The following is a 14492-nucleotide window of genomic DNA, read 5'->3' as shown; positions in this document are numbered from 1 at the left end:
AAAATGAGTGATGCTATAACTAACTGAGGAACGAAACAATAATAAATGATTAACAGCGTCTTAACACAACTTCATACTTAACTACCTAATTTTGAGGAAAATATTGAAGAAATGTTCAAAGTAAGCCCTAACTACAGTACCAATCTTAGTTTCATTCAAGTTTCAAGTCTTCCCATTGAACAGCAGGAGGCTTTTATGCACTGGATTCCTGAAACAAGTCTTCAGCAATTAACAATCAATAATATTACCATGACTGATTGCGTGGATTACCAGGAATATAACTATTGGTTCGATTTCCAATTCCACAAAAGTGGTAATATGCTTGAAACAAGTTTTTAGAATTTCAGCATAAATTAGTTCATTTGTAGCATGGAAGTTAACCATGCACTTCAAGTCCTTTCACAAAAAACAATACCTGAGCTTAACTTCCTGCCTGAAAAAGTAAGTAAAAAAGAAGCATTTATTGAGCATGTTAGCCCTTTCATTGCTCAACTCTTAGACAATGATTTCAGCCGTTTGTTACAGATATTGTACAGAATAGATGTGCCAGAAAAAGAATTTGCCTTAACTTTGCAGATTGATAATGCCGGAAAACCCGCTGAAAAGATTGCGAGTTTAATCTATGACAGGTTAATGCTCAAGGCTAAAATTAGAGCTCATTACAAAAACAAAGATGCTTAAAATTGCTGTAGATTTTGATGGTACTATTGTAGAAGATAGGTATCCTGAAATTGGGAAACCACAACTGTTTGCCATCGAAACCTTGCAGGCTTTACAAAAAAACAGACACCAGCTTATTTTATGGACTGTTAGAGAGGGAGAAAGATTAAATGAAGCAGTTACTTTTTGTAAAGAACAGGGAATTGAGTTTTATGCTGTTAATAAAAACTTCCCCGAAGAAAGGCTGGAAGAAGGCCAGAGCCCTAAATTAAATGCTGACATCTTTATTGATGACAGAAATATTGGCGGTTTTATAGGCTGGAGTAAAGTCTGGGAACTTTTAGGAGATAATCCGGTTGAATATACACTTCCGAAAAAATCGTTTTGGGAGAAGCTAAAAGATTTATTTAAATGATTCATATTAAAACCAGGGAAGAAATAGAGTTGATGCGTAAAAGCGCACAGCTGGTATCAAAAACTTTAGGCCTAATGGCAGAAATGCTTGAACCAGGAATTACCACTTTAGATATGGATAAAAAAGCTGAAGAATTTATCCGTGATCATGGAGGAGTTCCAGGCTTTTTAGGAATGTATGATTTCCCTAATACACTTTGCATGAGCCCTAATGAGCAAGTAGTTCATGGCTACCCTTCAAAAGATCCTCTTAAAGAAGGTGATGTGATTTCAATTGATTGTGGGGTACTAATGAATGGATTTTACGGTGACCATGCTTACACTTTTGCCGTTGGTGAGGTAAATGATGAAGTAAAGCAACTTTTAAAAGTAACTAAGGAGTCACTTTATTTAGGTATTGAACAATGTAGTGCAGGAAAAAGAATTGGTGATATAGGTTATGCCATACAACAACATGCCGAAAAGCATGGCTATGGAGTAGTAAGAGAATTAGTGGGGCACGGCTTAGGTAGAGAAATGCATGAATCACCTGAAGTGCCAAATTTCGGAAAGCAAGGACGAGGCCCTAAACTAAAAGAGGGCATGGTACTAGCTATTGAACCTATGGTAAACATGGGAACTCGCGCTATCCGACAATTACCTGATGGTTGGTCTATAGTAACTGGTGATGGTAGATACTCCGCACATTTCGAACATGATGTTGCCATAGTGGATGGCAAGCCCGATATACTGTCCACTTTTGATTATGTGGAAGAAGCACTTGCTAAAAAGGGAATTGAAGTTTATTAAAATAAAGAAGGCTGATCCTAAAAGAATCAGCCTTTCTTTTTCACTTATTTATCACCTAATTTACTGCTTCTACCTTATAGCCTTTTGCTCGTAACAGTGCGATAACTCCTTTTTCACCTGCCAAATGACCAGCACCCACTGCAATAAAAGCGCTACCCTTTTTTGCATATTCTTCAATTTTAGGTATCCAATTGGCATTTCTATCGGCTAGCATAATCTGATTGAAGTTTTCAAACTCTTCATAGTCCTCCATTATCTTATAGAGCGCAGATAAGTCCTGTTTTTTGTATGTATCAACCATTTTATCAAGCAGCAAAGTAACAGCTTCAGGATTCTTCACCTGTCTTACAAAAGAAGCTATTTGTTCATCACGGCTGAAGTTGTCCAGTGCACCAAATTGAAATTCTACAGTTTCCAATCCTTTTAAATCTAAACCAGCTTCATGTGCTAAATTCATTATTTCAGCCTCATACTGTTTGGTATTTTCACATTCATAAGCCTTTACTAAAACCATTGATGTTAAGGGAAAGGGCTTTAGTATACCTATTTGTGCTAAAGTCTGCCCAAAATTATCGTTCAAGAATTTATCAACAATAACAACTTCCTCTTCCGTTAAATCATCCTTAATGTTTCTCATTTTAGGATCAACAGAAAGCTGTTGCATTTTCACCATCATTTGCGGGTCGTCCATGTCTAGCTCTAGTACTACTTCATCAGCTTGCTGAATGGCTGCTTTTGCCTCATCTGACATAAAATAATCATCTTCACATATTAAATGCATAGTACCGAACACATAAGAATCCTTTTCTAAACCATTACCTGATACTCTCCATAAAACACCTTTTGCCTCAGGCACCTGTGCGTTTACTACTGAGGTTCCTACCAATAGCAAGAACATTACAAATCCGATTTTCTTTGAGATTAATTTTTTCATTGTTTTTAAAGTTGTTTTACCCAATAAGTGCTAGCTCTAAAGATTTTATTACAAATATTTTTAACTTTTTTGTAATAAAAACCTCTCTTTTGTAACTAACCATGCACATGGTTAAGCCTGATGAAAAAAGTTGATTTTAAAACACTTTTAGAGGAAAATAAGAATATAATTGGCAAAATTTGTCGAGCATATGCCAATGATGAAGAAGAGTTTCAGGACTACTTCCAGGAGGTGTCACTCCAAATTTGGAAAGCATATGATTCCTTTAAAGGCCACTCCAAAATTTCAACATGGATTTACCGTATTGCTCTTAATGTTTGTCTTTCTGAACTAAGAAAGGAGAAAAAAAGAGTAGATACTCATGAATATCAGCCCAACTATGACATAGCAGATGATGTAGATGATCATCAGCAGGAACGCGTTAATGCTTTATATGCAGCCATAAAAACACTCAAAAAAACAGATAGAGCGATTATTCTGCTGTATCTGGAAGATAAAAGCTATAAAGAGATGGCAAACATATTAGGTATTACAACAACAAATATTGGAGTTAAGATTAACCGATTGAAGCAAGAACTTAAAAGTAAAATGTATGCAGGATGAGCTAAAAAACATATGGGAATCTGCCAGTCAGCCTGTGGAAATATCTGATGAAAAAGTTGAGAAAATCATCAACAAGAAATCATTAAATCTGGTTGAGAAACTAACGAAAGCAGTCCGGTTTGAACATATCTTTAATATGATTGTAAGTCCACTGCTGGTTGCCATTTGCGTTTGGATGGAAGTTTATAAGCTTGCCCTTATTCTTTCAGCAATGCTTATCCCTATTTTATTGTATTATCATTTTCTAATTGAGAAACTATACAATCACAGAATTGAACTCAATGTATATGAATATCTTAAGGAGAGTTATGCCACACTTAAAAGGTTTATTCTACATTACTATTTAGCAGCCATCTTCATTTTGCTTATTAGCCTTTATGCTGGTTACGAGTTAGGAGAGACTATGCTTGGTAACCATGTTGGCGTAATAGATCAAAAAAGCTTTAATGAGGATATTTACTATTGGTCAGTAGTAGCCATTATTTCTATTGCATTGGCATACTTTTTTATCTATCTGTTATATGGTAGAAAATTGAGAAGACTTAAAAAGATAATAAAAGAGCTGGAGAGTTAACTACAATTTATCCCACAATCCTGAAGGTACAATTTCAAGTACATTCCCTTCCGGATCTTCAAAGTAAGCTGACTTTTTTCCGCTAGGCCAGGTATGTTCATAAGTTATCTCTATCTGTTTAGTAGCTAACTCTTCCTTTGCATGCTCATAATGAGTTGCTTTTACCTCAAAGGCAAAGTGTGGTTTACCCTTAGCATAATGTGGTGGCGGCACCTCCTGATTTTCTGAATACTCAGGGTTAAAGCAAAGTAAAACAGAACTACCCGCTCTAAAGAAAATGAGTTTGTCAGGTACTTCAGTTATAATGGGAAGTTCTAATTTATTATGGTAAAATTCTTTGATTAACTCCAACTGAGTGGAATAAAAGCATGTCTCCTTAATCTGAGTGATCTCCATGCATTAATATACAAAAAGCATCTTGGATATGTTTAAGCCTTTTTTCTCTTATGAAAGAAAACCCTTTTTATCCATCTCGGAAGAATAATTGCCCCTAAAAACAGGTAAGGATAGTAAGTCATTAATCTCCAGAAAATATTGCTGATAAAAGTAACCGATCCTAAGTCTTCCTTAAAGAACTGTGTAAAAATGAACTCTGCTGTTCCGCTACTTCCTGGAGTTGGAGATATAAGCATGGTAATCCATATCACTACCTGTCTGGCAAAAATAGTAATGTGCTCAAGGAAATTTTGATCAGTAAAAGCTTCAATCACACAATTGAGCATGGCATATCTGGCCGACCAAATAAAGAATGTTGAAAGCGAGATTTTAAGCCAATATCTCACATTTTTACCCCTCAGTTCTCTTGAGGCTATCATTATTTCTTCACCTTGTTCATAGGCATCTGGCCTCCACTTCCTTAACCACTTAATACTGGTAATTTTGAGTAGTAACCATTTAAACCACCTTGGATTGATTAAAACGGCAAAAGCCATTATCAATGTATAAGCGGCAATTAAAGAGTAGCTGATATAAAAAAGTGTGGGTAAGCTTCTGCCTAATTGGGTTTCTACTCCTGCATTCTCTGGAAAAATCGTACCCTGAGCAAGTAGAAAGACTATTGGTGCCATCACCACAAAATAAAGGTTGTCAAAAATGGCGGTAATCATGGTGTAGGCCAAGGCTTTACCCAATTTGAGTCCCTCCTTCATTAAAATAAAAACTGCCACAGCTGTACCACCAACCACAGAAGGGGTTACTGCTGAGGCAAATTCCCAAAGTATGATTACATAAATGCTACTTTTCCAGCTTAGCCGTTCTCCTGTAATGGTTCTGATGCGATAAACATAACCTACATCCCTTGCAAAAAGCACTATAAAAGCCAGGGTTACAGGAACAACCTGAGCTGTAAAGATTAAAGAAAGGTTTTCAAGCGTTACGGAATCATCCTGATAAAACAAATAAGCTACTATTGCTACGCCTATCAGCACAGGAATCCAAACACGGTTAGGGTTCAGTGTTTTTAATACATTCTTTTTATCTACTTTCATTCAGCCTCTTGTTCAACTTTTTCTAACCAGAAATTATTGAAACCTTCTCCTACAGTTATAGAGATAAGTGAGCTTTGAAGCAACTCCAGGATAGCCAGGAAGTTAAAGATTACAGCCACCTTATTGGGTCTGTCAGCAATCAAATCGGTAAAAGGAAGCCTGGAATTAAATGCCACCTTATCAAGGATGTAATCCTTTTGTCCCTCAATAGTATAAGGATATTGTACTACCCTATGTTTAGGTTTATTTTGCTCCAATTCATATTTAGCCATTACATTTCTAAATACGTTGAGGAGTTTGTATAAATCAACATTTTGAAGTTCTGCTTCAACATTAACGGTTTCTGCAAGGCTCTTAACTTCCTTGTTAACGTTTCCTCGCTTCTCCTTTTGCATCATGTCACCTTCCATAGCAGAAAGTTCATTCAGCACGGATTTATACTTTTTATATTCCAAGAGGTGCTTAACAAGTTCTTCTCTCGGATCAATCTCATTACCCTCTTCATCAATTTGAGGCCTGGGCAACAACATTTTTGCCTTAATGCGCATTAGGGTTGATGCTACCAAAATAAATTCACTCGCCACTTCAATATTCAGACTTTCCAGATGTTTTAAATAATCAAGAAAGTCATTTGTGATTTTTGAAATAGGAATATCATAAATATCCAGCTCATCCCTTTCAATAAAGAAAAGAAGTAAGTCAAAAGGACCTTCAAAAAGTGGGAGTTTGATTTCGAAACTCAAATGCTAGTAATTAATTGATTTCAAATATTTTCCAAAGATATATTTTTTGAGAAAGAATGCGGATTGAGAGATTGATTTTATCAAATAATTACACTTTTCCGCTAAAAAATTCAGTAATTTGTAGCTTGGAAAACATTTACAATGTGTTTTTGTTTTTTCGTAAAATTAATAGCGTATGTTGATTCAGCCAGGGGAGTTATTAGCCAACATTAATAGCCCGGAAGACTTAAAGAAATTAGATCAATCTCAGTTAGTTCAGTTTAGCCAGGAGTTAAGACAGTTCATCATAGATAACGTTTCCATTTATGGCGGCCATTTTGGAGCCAGCCTTGGTGTAGTTGAATTAACAACTGCTCTTCACTATGTATTCAATACACCCGAAGATCAGCTTATTTGGGATGTAGGTCATCAGGCTTATGGACACAAAATAATTACTGGCAGAAAAGAAGATTTCCATACCAACAGAGTTTATGGTGGCATTTCTGGCTTTCCTAAAAGAAAGGAAAGTGAATATGATGCTTTTGGAGTTGGACACTCTTCAACTTCCATCTCTGCTGCACTAGGTATGGCCTTAGCTTCCAACATTAAAGGAGAAACTCAAAAACAACATATTGCAGTAATTGGTGATGGTGCTATGACAGGCGGAATTGCCTTTGAAGGCATGAACCATGCCGGAGCCTCTGATGCCAACATGATTATCATTTTAAATGATAATTGCATGTCAATTGATCCTAATGTAGGTGCGCTGAAAGAGTATCTTACCGATATAACAACTTCTCATACTTACAACAGAATGAGAGATGACATCTGGAAGCTACTAGGCAAAGTAAGTGCTTTCGGTAAGAGTGCTCAGGATGTAGTTGGCAAGTTAGAAAACAGCATTAAATCATTCCTTCTTAAACAGAGTAACCTTTTTGAATCACTTAATCTGCGTTACTTCGGCCCTGTTGATGGACATGATGTAAATCATTTAGTCGCTGTACTAAATGACTTAAAAGATATTCCCGGGCCTAAAGTGCTTCATTGTATTACCACAAAAGGTAAAGGTTTTGCCCCTGCTGAGAAAGATCAGACCAAATGGCATGCGCCTGGTAAGTTTGATAAAATCACTGGCGAAATTCAGAAAAAGCCGGTTACCAAACCTCAAGCACCAAAATACCAACAGGTGTTTGGAGAAACTTTGGTAGAGTTAGCAAAAGACAATGACAAAATTGTGGGCGTTACACCAGCAATGCCTTCTGGTTCATCAATGAATATCATGATGAAAGAAATGCCTGACAGAGCTTTTGACGTAGGCATTGCCGAACAACATGCTGTTACCTTTTCAGCTGGTTTAGCCACTCAGGGAATGACTGTATTTTGTAATATTTACAGCACCTTTATGCAACGCGGTTACGATCAGGTAATACATGATGTATGTATTCAAGATTTACCAGTAAACTTCTGTTTAGACAGAGCAGGTTTCGCTGGAGCTGATGGTCCTACCCACCATGGCAACTATGATATTGCTTATATGCGTTGTATTCCAAATATGATTGTCGCGGCTCCAATGAATGAGCAAGAGCTTAGGAACATGATGTTTACTGCTCAACAGCCACGTGAAGGAAAAGCATTTACCATCAGATATCCTAGAGGCGCTGGTGTTATGCCTGAGTGGAAAACACCAATGGAGGCTATTGAAATTGGAAAAGGACGGCAAGTAGTTGAAGGTGATGAGATAGCTATCTTAACTGTAGGACACATTGGAAACTATGCGGTTGAAGCTTGCGAAAAGCTTGGTGAAGAAGGCGTTTCTGCAGCTCATTATGATATGAGATTTGTGAAGCCATTGGATGAAGAAATGCTTCATGAAATTTTCCAGAAATTTGATAAGGTTATTACAGTAGAAGACGGTTGTTTGATGGGTGGTTTTGGAAGTGCTGTACTTGAATTTATGGCAGAAAATGATTATTCTGCTAAAGTAAAACGTTTGGGTATTCCTGACCGCATTGTAGAGCATGGTGAGCAATATGAATTACATAAAGAGTGTAATTTTGATGTCGAAGGAATTTTCTCTTGCGCTTTACAATTGACAGAGAAGGCACTATCAGCTAAAGTATGAACATAAATCATAAAGAATTTGGAAAAGGATATCCGGTAATCCTTATTCACGGATTTGGTGAGTCACACACCATTTGGGAACCAATTGCAGAAAAATTAGGAAGTAAATACAGGGTATTAATTCCTGACTTGCCTGGTTTTGGAGAAAGTTCTCCACTTCCGTTTGATCATTCCATTGATATGGTCGCCAATTCTATTTATGATTGGATGAAGAAAAATAACATTGCAGAATGCATCATTATCGGGCATTCACTCGGAGGTTATGTGACACTGGAAATAGCTAAAAAATTCCCTAACATAGTTTCAGCAATAGGATTGATCCATTCTACCGCATTGGCAGATACACCAGAGAAAAGAATAGGTAGAGAAAAGAGTATCGAGTTTATTCAAAAACATGGTGTGGCAAAATTCATTGATAGCTTCGTACCGATGCTCTTTTATGAAAAATATCGTGAAAAGCATAAAGCAGCTATTGATCGAGTGATGGAAGAAGGTCGTAACATTCCAGAGAAGACCTTAACCGACTACATGCTCTCAATGAGAGACAGAGATGACTCCACAGATTTCTTAAAAGAATTTGAAAAGCCAATTTTGTTTGTTTTTGGAGAAGAGGATACAAGTATTCCTCCTGCCAGAAGTAAGGAACAAATAAAATTTATGCGTAATCCTTATCTTAAGAATTTACCTGAAACAGGGCATATGGGTATGATCGAAAGAGAAGAAGAAATTTTTAATACAATATCTAAGTTTGTTGAAGTAGCGCACAAATAGCTACTTGCCTTCCTTGGCCAAAGCGTTTTCCCACTCCCATGCTGATAAAAGCATGTCATCTAAAGTCTTTTCTGGTTTCCAGCCTAGCTCTTTTGTGGCCTTTGTAATATCGGCATATACAGCCTCTACATCTCCTGCTCTGCGCGGAGCAAATTCATAAGGCACATCAACTCCAGTTGTTTTCTTAAAGCTATTCACCATTTCTAAAACAGAATAGCCCTGACCTGATCCAATATTATATACTTTAAAATCATCATGATCATTAGACTCAACGATGGACTTTAAAGCAAAAATATGTGCATTGGCTAAGTCAACAACATGTATGTAATCTCTTACACACGTACCGTCAGTAGTATTCCAATCATTACCAAATATCCCCAACTTTTTACGTTTGCCTCTGGCTGTTTCAGTAATGTAAGGCACTAAATGATGTGGTGGGCCTTGCTGAAACTCACCAATAAGCGCACTTTCGTGGGCTCCAATAGGGTTAAAATATCGTAATGATATCACATTGATATCATGGGCATGACTTGCATCCTTTAAAATATCTTCACAGATTTTTTTCGTGTTTCCATAAGGTGATACAGCTGGTTTCACTGAGGTATTCTCCGTTACAGGCAGTTCATCAGGATTTCCATATACAGTACATGAAGATGAGAATACAATAGGTTTCACCTCAAACTCCTTCATGCATTCAAGCAAATTAATGGTAGAGGCGAGATTATTATAGTAATAATGAAGAGGTTGCTCAACTGATTCACCAACAAGCAATACGGCTGCGAAATGAATAACTCCGGCTATTTTTTGGTTATTGCTCCAAAAAACTTCCTGCAGTTGCTCCTTATCTCGCATTTCTACCTGCTGAAACTCCGGACGTTTTCCAGTAATCTTTTCAATTCTCTCCAGAACTTCTATGGTAGAATTTGAAAGGTTATCAATAATTAGCGGTTCATACCCTTTATTAATAAGCTCAACAACAGTATGTGAACCTATATAACCTAAGCCTCCTGTTACTAGAATTTTGCCTTCCATTACTTAACTACGTATTTTTCGAAATCCTTATGTTCCTTTTGAAAAAGCTTTTCCTTATCTAATGATTTAAAATAATCGTAAGTAATTTTCAAGCCTTCTGCTCGTGACACTTTGGGTTCCCAACCTAAAAGTTCCTTAGCCTTTTTGATATTTGGCTGTCTTTGTTTAGGATCATCCTTCGGCAAATCTTTATACACAACTTTTTGATCTGTACCGGTAAGTTTGATTATTTCATCAGCAAACTCACTAATAGTTATTTCTCCTGGATTACCAATATTAACTGGCTGAGCATAATCAGAAAGAAGTAATTTGTAAATACCATCTACCAAATCAGAAACATAACAGAACGATCTTGTTTGAGAACCATCACCAAAAACCGTAAGGTCTTCACCTCTTAAAGCTTGTCCAATAAATGCAGGAAGTACACGACCATCATTCAAGCGCATTCTTGGCCCATAGGTATTAAAAATACGTACTATTCTGGTTTCCAAATCATGGTAAGTATGATAAGCCATAGTAATGGATTCCATAAACCTTTTGGCTTCATCATATACACCTCGTGGACCCACAGGATTTACGTTGCCATAATATTCTTCCGTTTGTGGATGAACCATCGGGTCTCCATAAACTTCTGAGGTAGAGGCTACAAGAATCCTGGCCTTCTTTTCTTTTGCAAGACCTAATAAATTATGAGTACCATGAGCACCCACTTTTAACGTTTGAATAGGTATTTTAAGATAGTCAATAGGGCTTGCAGGTGAGGCAAAGTGAAGAATATATTTTAATTTTCCTGGAACATGGACATATTTGGTAACATCATGATTATAAAACTCAAAATCTTCTAGCTTCATTAAATGCGCTATGTTATCCATGGAACCTGTAATCAGGTTGTCCATACCGATTACATAGTAACCTTCAGCTATAAATTTATCACACAAATGTGATCCCAAAAAACCAGCTGCTCCTGTAATAAGTACTCTTTCCTTTGCCATAAAAATTTATCTTCCGATACTGAAATATGTAAAACCTAATTCTTTCATTTGATCTACTTCATATAAGTTTCGACCATCAAGAATTAGCGGATTTTTCAACTTCTCTTTAATCAATTTAAACTCAGGTGTTCTAAACACTGGCCATTCGGTCATGATCATTAGGGCATCAGCACCTTCTAATGCCTCGTACTCATCCTCACAATATGTAATTTTATCTCCAACGACATCCTGAACATTTTCCATTGCTTCAGGATCATAAGCCCGAACCTTTGCACCCGCTTCCAGTAGGGCATCAATATTATATAAAGCAGGTGCTTCACGAATATCATCAGTATAAGGCTTAAAAGCTAATCCCCATAATGCAATAGTTTTTCCTTTGAGATCATTTTTGAAGTAGCCTTTAATATGATCCATAAGTCTGGTTTTCTGAGTAGTATTTACATCCATCACCGAATTAAGGATCTTGAAATTATAACCAACATCTTTTGATGATTTAGCCAGGGCCTGCACATCCTTGGGGAAACAGCTACCGCCATAGCCAATACCTGCAAATAAAAACCTTTTTCCTATTCTTGTATCAGTACCAATACCTTTTCTTACCATGTCAACATCCGCACCTAATAGCTCACATAGGTTTGCTATTTCATTCATAAAGGTGATTTTAGTTGCCAAAAAAGAGTTTGCGGCATACTTAGTAAGTTCAGCTGATTTTTCGTCCATAAAAATTACTGGATTGCCTTGACGCACTAGTGGTGCATAAAGGTTTTCCATGATTTTTTTAGCTTTATCAGAACGAGTACCGATAACTACTCTATCAGGTTTCATAAAATCATCAACGGCTACACCCTCTCTAAGAAACTCCGGATTAGAAACTACATCAAATTCAACCTTTGCATTTGCAGCAATTGCAGCATGTACTTTTTCGGCAGTACCAACCGGAACTGTTGACTTATCAACAACTACCGCATAATTTTCCAAAATAGGTCCAAGATCGTTGGCCACCTTAAGAATATACTGTAAATCTGCTGAGCCGTCCTCACCTGGAGGTGTCGGTAAAGCAAGGAAAATTACCTCAGCATCCTTAATACCTTCCTTGAGATTTGTGGTAAAGTCTAGTCTTTTTTGCCTGATATTTCTTTCAAATAGAACTTCTAAACCTGGTTCATATATAGTTACCACTCCACTCTGTAGTTTTTGAACTTTTTTCTCATCAATATCTACACAGGTTACATGGTTTCCAGTTTCGGCAAAGCAGGTTCCTGTTACTAATCCTACATAGCCAGTACCTATTACTGCAATTTTCATAATAAATGGTTCTTATATTAAGTAAGAGATGTTATTTTCTAATTAGACAATATACTGAAACACAAAATTAAGCCTAAAGAATTATTAAGCTAATAATTAATCGAATTATGCTAAATATTCTACAATTATTTATTGTTTAAAATCAATTACATAAAATGTAAATGATATTTGAAGCTAGCTAACAAAGCGATAAATACAAAATAAAAGCCATCTGTAAATAACAGATGGCTCATAAATTAATGTAGTTTCGGGACTATAATTGCTCTTTTATTTTATTGAAAATCTTTACAGCATCTTTTCCATTTTCAACTGTCCATACCGGAAAGTTTGTGAATTTATAAGAGTTGGTTGAGCTTTCATCGGAAAGCTTTGTATAGATAATACAAGGATCACCTTTAGTTTCGCAGCTGAACTTCATATAGTATTTAGGCTCACCTTCAAGATAGTTTTCATCTTTACGCTCTTCTAAACTGATATTTACATTACTTAATCTAAAAACAGCTCTGTAGTCATTTTCATTATCACCAAATTTTTTAGTGTAGGTTACCACCCCTTCATCACTGATTGCGATTTTGGCGTTTTCTTCAACCCCATCAAGATAATCCTGCAATTGAGCAACTGTTTGCTTAAGATTCATTTCGTTTTGGGCATGCACACCAATGAAGGCGAACATGAAAAGGATTGTTAATAATTTTTTCATAGTCTTTGTGTTTTGAGGATGTATTATCGAAAATACTAAATATTATGTTATCTCATGGAGTTTTGTAGAGCTTCTTTAGACTCGTATTTTTTTGGTGCATATAAAAAACCGAAAGCTTCAGCTCCTTCTTTAGTGTGCACTTCATGATGAATGTAATGAGCACGTATCATTCTCTTCAAATATTTATTTCTAGCACTAAACTTAATCTTAACTCTTCTGTGAACTAGAATATCATGAAATAATACGTAAAAAACCCCATAGCAAGCTACACCTATACCAATAAAAAGTAACCATCTAACATTCTCAAACTCTATACCCGCCATAATTAATAGAGCCGATGGTATACTAAAAACCAGTGCAAATAGATCATTCCTCTCTAAAGTATGGTTATGCACCTTGTGATGTGATTTATGCCAGCTCCATAAGAATCCGTGCATTATATATTTATGAGTAAACCATGCCACACCTTCCATAAAGAGAAATGTGCCTATAATTAAAACCCCATAAAAGGTATAAAGTAGATATTCAGACATGTAAAAATAATTAATAAGCTAGCAAAGTATCCTTCACTTCTTCCATAAGCCACATTGGTGTAGAAGTAGCTCCACAAATCCCTACCCTATCATCTTGACTAAACCAACCTTTATCAAGTTCATTTGTATTAGAGATGAAGTATGAATTAGGATTCTGCTCTTTGCATACATTATACAGCACTTTACCATTAGACGACTTGGTGCCAGATACAAAAATAATCTTATCATATTGCTGGGCAAAGCTCCTCAGCTCTTTATCTCTATTTGAAACCTGACGGCAAATAGTATCATTTGCATTAACACTTATACCGTTATCAGTTAGTATCTTCTTTATTTCGTAAAATTTATCTGTGCTTTTGGTAGTTTGACTGTATAAAGTAAGTTGTTTAGGCAAAGTTGCTAAATCAAGCTCTTCAATATTTTGAAAAACTACTGCTTCTTGATTGGTTTGACCCAAAAGGCCTTCTACTTCAGCATGACCATGCTTGCCATAAATGTAGATTTTTTCTTCTTTGTCAAAAGAATTTTTAATTCTGTTTTGAAGTTTAAGCACTACCGGGCATGAAGCATCAACCAAAGTTAAATTATTCTCTATAGCTAATTTATAAGTTGAAGGCGGTTCACCGTGAGCGCGAATTAAAACTTTTTCATTATTGAGATCTTTAAGTTGCTCTCTATCAATAATTCTTAACCCTTTGGCTTCAAGTCTTCTTACTTCCTCATCGTTATGAACTATATCACCTAAGCAATAAAGGTAACCTTGCTCTTCAAGCATATCTTCTGCCATTTCTATAGCATACACTACTCCGAAACAAAAACCTGAATTATTATCGATATTTACACTTAAGTTCATAA

At 36.2% G+C, this 14492-nt stretch carries 18 protein-coding genes; 8 read left to right on the top strand and 10 right to left on the bottom strand.

Annotated elements, in window-relative coordinates:
- The first annotated feature begins 111 nt into the window (after positions 1-111).
- The 4 genes from JKP34_RS04220 to map are packed head-to-tail and all read left to right on the top strand — an operon-like array spanning position 112 to position 1863.
- Positions 112-339 carry a hypothetical protein gene (locus JKP34_RS04220; RefSeq protein ID WP_201918021.1) on the top strand — a complete coding sequence of 76 codons (228 nt, stop codon included), beginning with the start codon at positions 112-114 and terminating at the stop codon, positions 337-339.
- Positions 340-369: 30 nt separating this feature from the next.
- Positions 370-681 carry a hypothetical protein gene (locus tag JKP34_RS04215; RefSeq protein ID WP_201918018.1) on the top strand — a complete coding sequence of 104 codons (312 nt, stop codon included), beginning with the start codon at positions 370-372 and terminating at the stop codon, positions 679-681.
- A complete protein-coding gene (locus tag JKP34_RS04210) occupies positions 674-1075 on the top strand; it encodes a BT0820 family HAD-type phosphatase (protein ID WP_201918016.1) in 402 nt (133 codons plus the stop codon). Before JKP34_RS04215 ends, JKP34_RS04210 begins: the two co-directional genes overlap by 8 nt.
- On the top strand, positions 1072-1863 hold the full coding sequence (gene map, locus JKP34_RS04205) for a type I methionyl aminopeptidase (protein ID WP_201918014.1): 792 nt from the start codon (positions 1072-1074) through the stop codon (positions 1861-1863). Before JKP34_RS04210 ends, map begins: the two co-directional genes overlap by 4 nt.
- Before the next feature lie 55 nt (positions 1864-1918).
- Here map and JKP34_RS04200 read toward each other — a convergent pair whose 3' ends face one another.
- Positions 1919-2797, bottom strand: a complete 879-nt coding sequence (locus tag JKP34_RS04200) for a TraB/GumN family protein (protein WP_201918012.1) — start codon at positions 2795-2797, stop codon at positions 1919-1921.
- A gap of 120 nt (positions 2798-2917) precedes the next feature.
- On the opposite strand from JKP34_RS04200, the gene JKP34_RS04195 reads away from it, so the two are divergent.
- Entirely contained in the window at positions 2918-3400 is a 483-nt protein-coding gene (locus JKP34_RS04195; protein ID WP_201918010.1) for an RNA polymerase sigma factor, read from the top strand.
- Entirely contained in the window at positions 3390-3974 is a 585-nt protein-coding gene (locus JKP34_RS04190; RefSeq protein WP_201918008.1) for a hypothetical protein, read from the top strand. The genes JKP34_RS04195 and JKP34_RS04190 overlap by 11 nt, the downstream gene beginning before the upstream one ends.
- On the opposite strand, the gene JKP34_RS04185 is transcribed toward JKP34_RS04190, so the two are convergent.
- Genes JKP34_RS04185 through JKP34_RS04175 form a run of 3 tightly spaced genes read right to left on the bottom strand, consistent with a single transcriptional unit; the run spans position 3975 to position 6204 of the window.
- Positions 3975-4370 carry a VOC family protein gene (locus JKP34_RS04185; protein ID WP_201918006.1) on the bottom strand — a complete coding sequence of 132 codons (396 nt, stop codon included), beginning with the start codon at positions 4368-4370 and terminating at the stop codon, positions 3975-3977.
- A gap of 32 nt (positions 4371-4402) precedes the next feature.
- Positions 4403-5461 carry a lysylphosphatidylglycerol synthase transmembrane domain-containing protein gene (locus JKP34_RS04180; RefSeq protein WP_201918004.1) on the bottom strand — a complete coding sequence of 353 codons (1059 nt, stop codon included), beginning with the start codon at positions 5459-5461 and terminating at the stop codon, positions 4403-4405.
- Positions 5458-6204 carry a segregation and condensation protein A gene (locus JKP34_RS04175; RefSeq protein ID WP_201918002.1) on the bottom strand — a complete coding sequence of 249 codons (747 nt, stop codon included), beginning with the start codon at positions 6202-6204 and terminating at the stop codon, positions 5458-5460. Before JKP34_RS04175 ends, JKP34_RS04180 begins: the two co-directional genes overlap by 4 nt.
- Positions 6205-6379: 175 nt before the next feature.
- Between JKP34_RS04175 and dxs the strand changes: the two genes are divergently transcribed.
- Both dxs and JKP34_RS04165 read left to right on the top strand, forming a co-directional pair.
- Positions 6380-8305, top strand: a complete 1926-nt coding sequence (gene dxs, locus JKP34_RS04170; RefSeq protein ID WP_201918000.1) for a 1-deoxy-D-xylulose-5-phosphate synthase — start codon at positions 6380-6382, stop codon at positions 8303-8305.
- A complete protein-coding gene (locus tag JKP34_RS04165; protein ID WP_201917998.1) occupies positions 8302-9075 on the top strand; it encodes an alpha/beta fold hydrolase in 774 nt (257 codons plus the stop codon). Before dxs ends, JKP34_RS04165 begins: the two co-directional genes overlap by 4 nt.
- Here JKP34_RS04165 and galE read toward each other — a convergent pair whose 3' ends face one another.
- The 6 genes from galE to JKP34_RS04135 form a co-directional block, all read right to left on the bottom strand.
- Positions 9076-10107, bottom strand: a complete 1032-nt coding sequence (gene galE, locus JKP34_RS04160; RefSeq protein WP_201917996.1) for a UDP-glucose 4-epimerase GalE — start codon at positions 10105-10107, stop codon at positions 9076-9078. It lies immediately after the preceding gene.
- On the bottom strand, positions 10107-11099 hold the full coding sequence (locus JKP34_RS04155; RefSeq protein WP_201917993.1) for a UDP-glucuronic acid decarboxylase family protein: 993 nt from the start codon (positions 11097-11099) through the stop codon (positions 10107-10109). Before JKP34_RS04155 ends, galE begins: the two co-directional genes overlap by 1 nt.
- Positions 11100-11105: 6 nt before the next feature.
- Positions 11106-12404: a UDP-glucose dehydrogenase family protein gene (locus JKP34_RS04150; protein ID WP_201917991.1), complete on the bottom strand. Its 1299-nt coding sequence runs from the start codon at positions 12402-12404 to the stop codon at positions 11106-11108.
- A gap of 253 nt (positions 12405-12657) precedes the next feature.
- Positions 12658-13104: a hypothetical protein gene (locus JKP34_RS04145; RefSeq protein WP_201917988.1), complete on the bottom strand. Its 447-nt coding sequence runs from the start codon at positions 13102-13104 to the stop codon at positions 12658-12660.
- A gap of 47 nt (positions 13105-13151) precedes the next feature.
- Entirely contained in the window at positions 13152-13637 is a 486-nt protein-coding gene (locus JKP34_RS04140) for a sterol desaturase family protein (protein ID WP_201917985.1), read from the bottom strand.
- Positions 13638-13647: 10 nt separating this feature from the next.
- On the bottom strand, positions 13648-14490 hold the full coding sequence (locus JKP34_RS04135) for a 4-hydroxy-3-methylbut-2-enyl diphosphate reductase (RefSeq protein ID WP_201917976.1): 843 nt from the start codon (positions 14488-14490) through the stop codon (positions 13648-13650).
- Positions 14491-14492 lie beyond the last annotated feature (2 nt).

Source organism: Marivirga atlantica (genome assembly GCF_016734805.1).
GTDB lineage: Bacteria > Bacteroidota > Bacteroidia > Cytophagales > Cyclobacteriaceae > Marivirga > Marivirga atlantica.
Note: the sequence above shows the minus strand (reverse complement) of the source record. Positions and strands in the feature narration are given on the sequence as shown.

Bases quoted from the DNA above. Each gene is read 5' to 3' on its own strand.
- JKP34_RS04200 (WP_201918012.1), bottom strand. From the start codon at position 2,797: ATGAAAAAATTAATCTCAAAGAAAATCGGATTTGTAATGTTCTTGCTA.
- JKP34_RS04215 (WP_201918018.1), top strand. From the start codon at position 370: ATGGAAGTTAACCATGCACTTCAAGTCCTTTCACAAAAAACAATACCT.
- JKP34_RS04155 (WP_201917993.1), bottom strand. From the start codon at position 11,099: ATGGCAAAGGAAAGAGTACTTATTACAGGAGCAGCTGGTTTTTTGGGA.
- JKP34_RS04150 (WP_201917991.1), bottom strand. From the start codon at position 12,404: ATGAAAATTGCAGTAATAGGTACTGGCTATGTAGGATTAGTAACAGGA.
- map (WP_201918014.1), top strand. From the start codon at position 1,072: ATGATTCATATTAAAACCAGGGAAGAAATAGAGTTGATGCGTAAAAGC.
- JKP34_RS04140 (WP_201917985.1), bottom strand. From the start codon at position 13,637: ATGTCTGAATATCTACTTTATACCTTTTATGGGGTTTTAATTATAGGC.
- JKP34_RS04165 (WP_201917998.1), top strand. From the start codon at position 8,302: ATGAACATAAATCATAAAGAATTTGGAAAAGGATATCCGGTAATCCTT.
- dxs (WP_201918000.1), top strand. From the start codon at position 6,380: ATGTTGATTCAGCCAGGGGAGTTATTAGCCAACATTAATAGCCCGGAA.
- galE (WP_201917996.1), bottom strand. From the start codon at position 10,107: ATGGAAGGCAAAATTCTAGTAACAGGAGGCTTAGGTTATATAGGTTCA.
- JKP34_RS04185 (WP_201918006.1), bottom strand. From the start codon at position 4,370: ATGGAGATCACTCAGATTAAGGAGACATGCTTTTATTCCACTCAGTTG.
- JKP34_RS04180 (WP_201918004.1), bottom strand. From the start codon at position 5,461: ATGAAAGTAGATAAAAAGAATGTATTAAAAACACTGAACCCTAACCGT.
- JKP34_RS04195 (WP_201918010.1), top strand. From the start codon at position 2,918: ATGAAAAAAGTTGATTTTAAAACACTTTTAGAGGAAAATAAGAATATA.
- JKP34_RS04220 (WP_201918021.1), top strand. From the start codon at position 112: ATGTTCAAAGTAAGCCCTAACTACAGTACCAATCTTAGTTTCATTCAA.
- JKP34_RS04135 (WP_201917976.1), bottom strand. From the start codon at position 14,490: ATGAACTTAAGTGTAAATATCGATAATAATTCAGGTTTTTGTTTCGGA.
- JKP34_RS04210 (WP_201918016.1), top strand. From the start codon at position 674: ATGCTTAAAATTGCTGTAGATTTTGATGGTACTATTGTAGAAGATAGG.
- JKP34_RS04190 (WP_201918008.1), top strand. From the start codon at position 3,390: ATGCAGGATGAGCTAAAAAACATATGGGAATCTGCCAGTCAGCCTGTG.
- JKP34_RS04145 (WP_201917988.1), bottom strand. From the start codon at position 13,104: ATGAAAAAATTATTAACAATCCTTTTCATGTTCGCCTTCATTGGTGTG.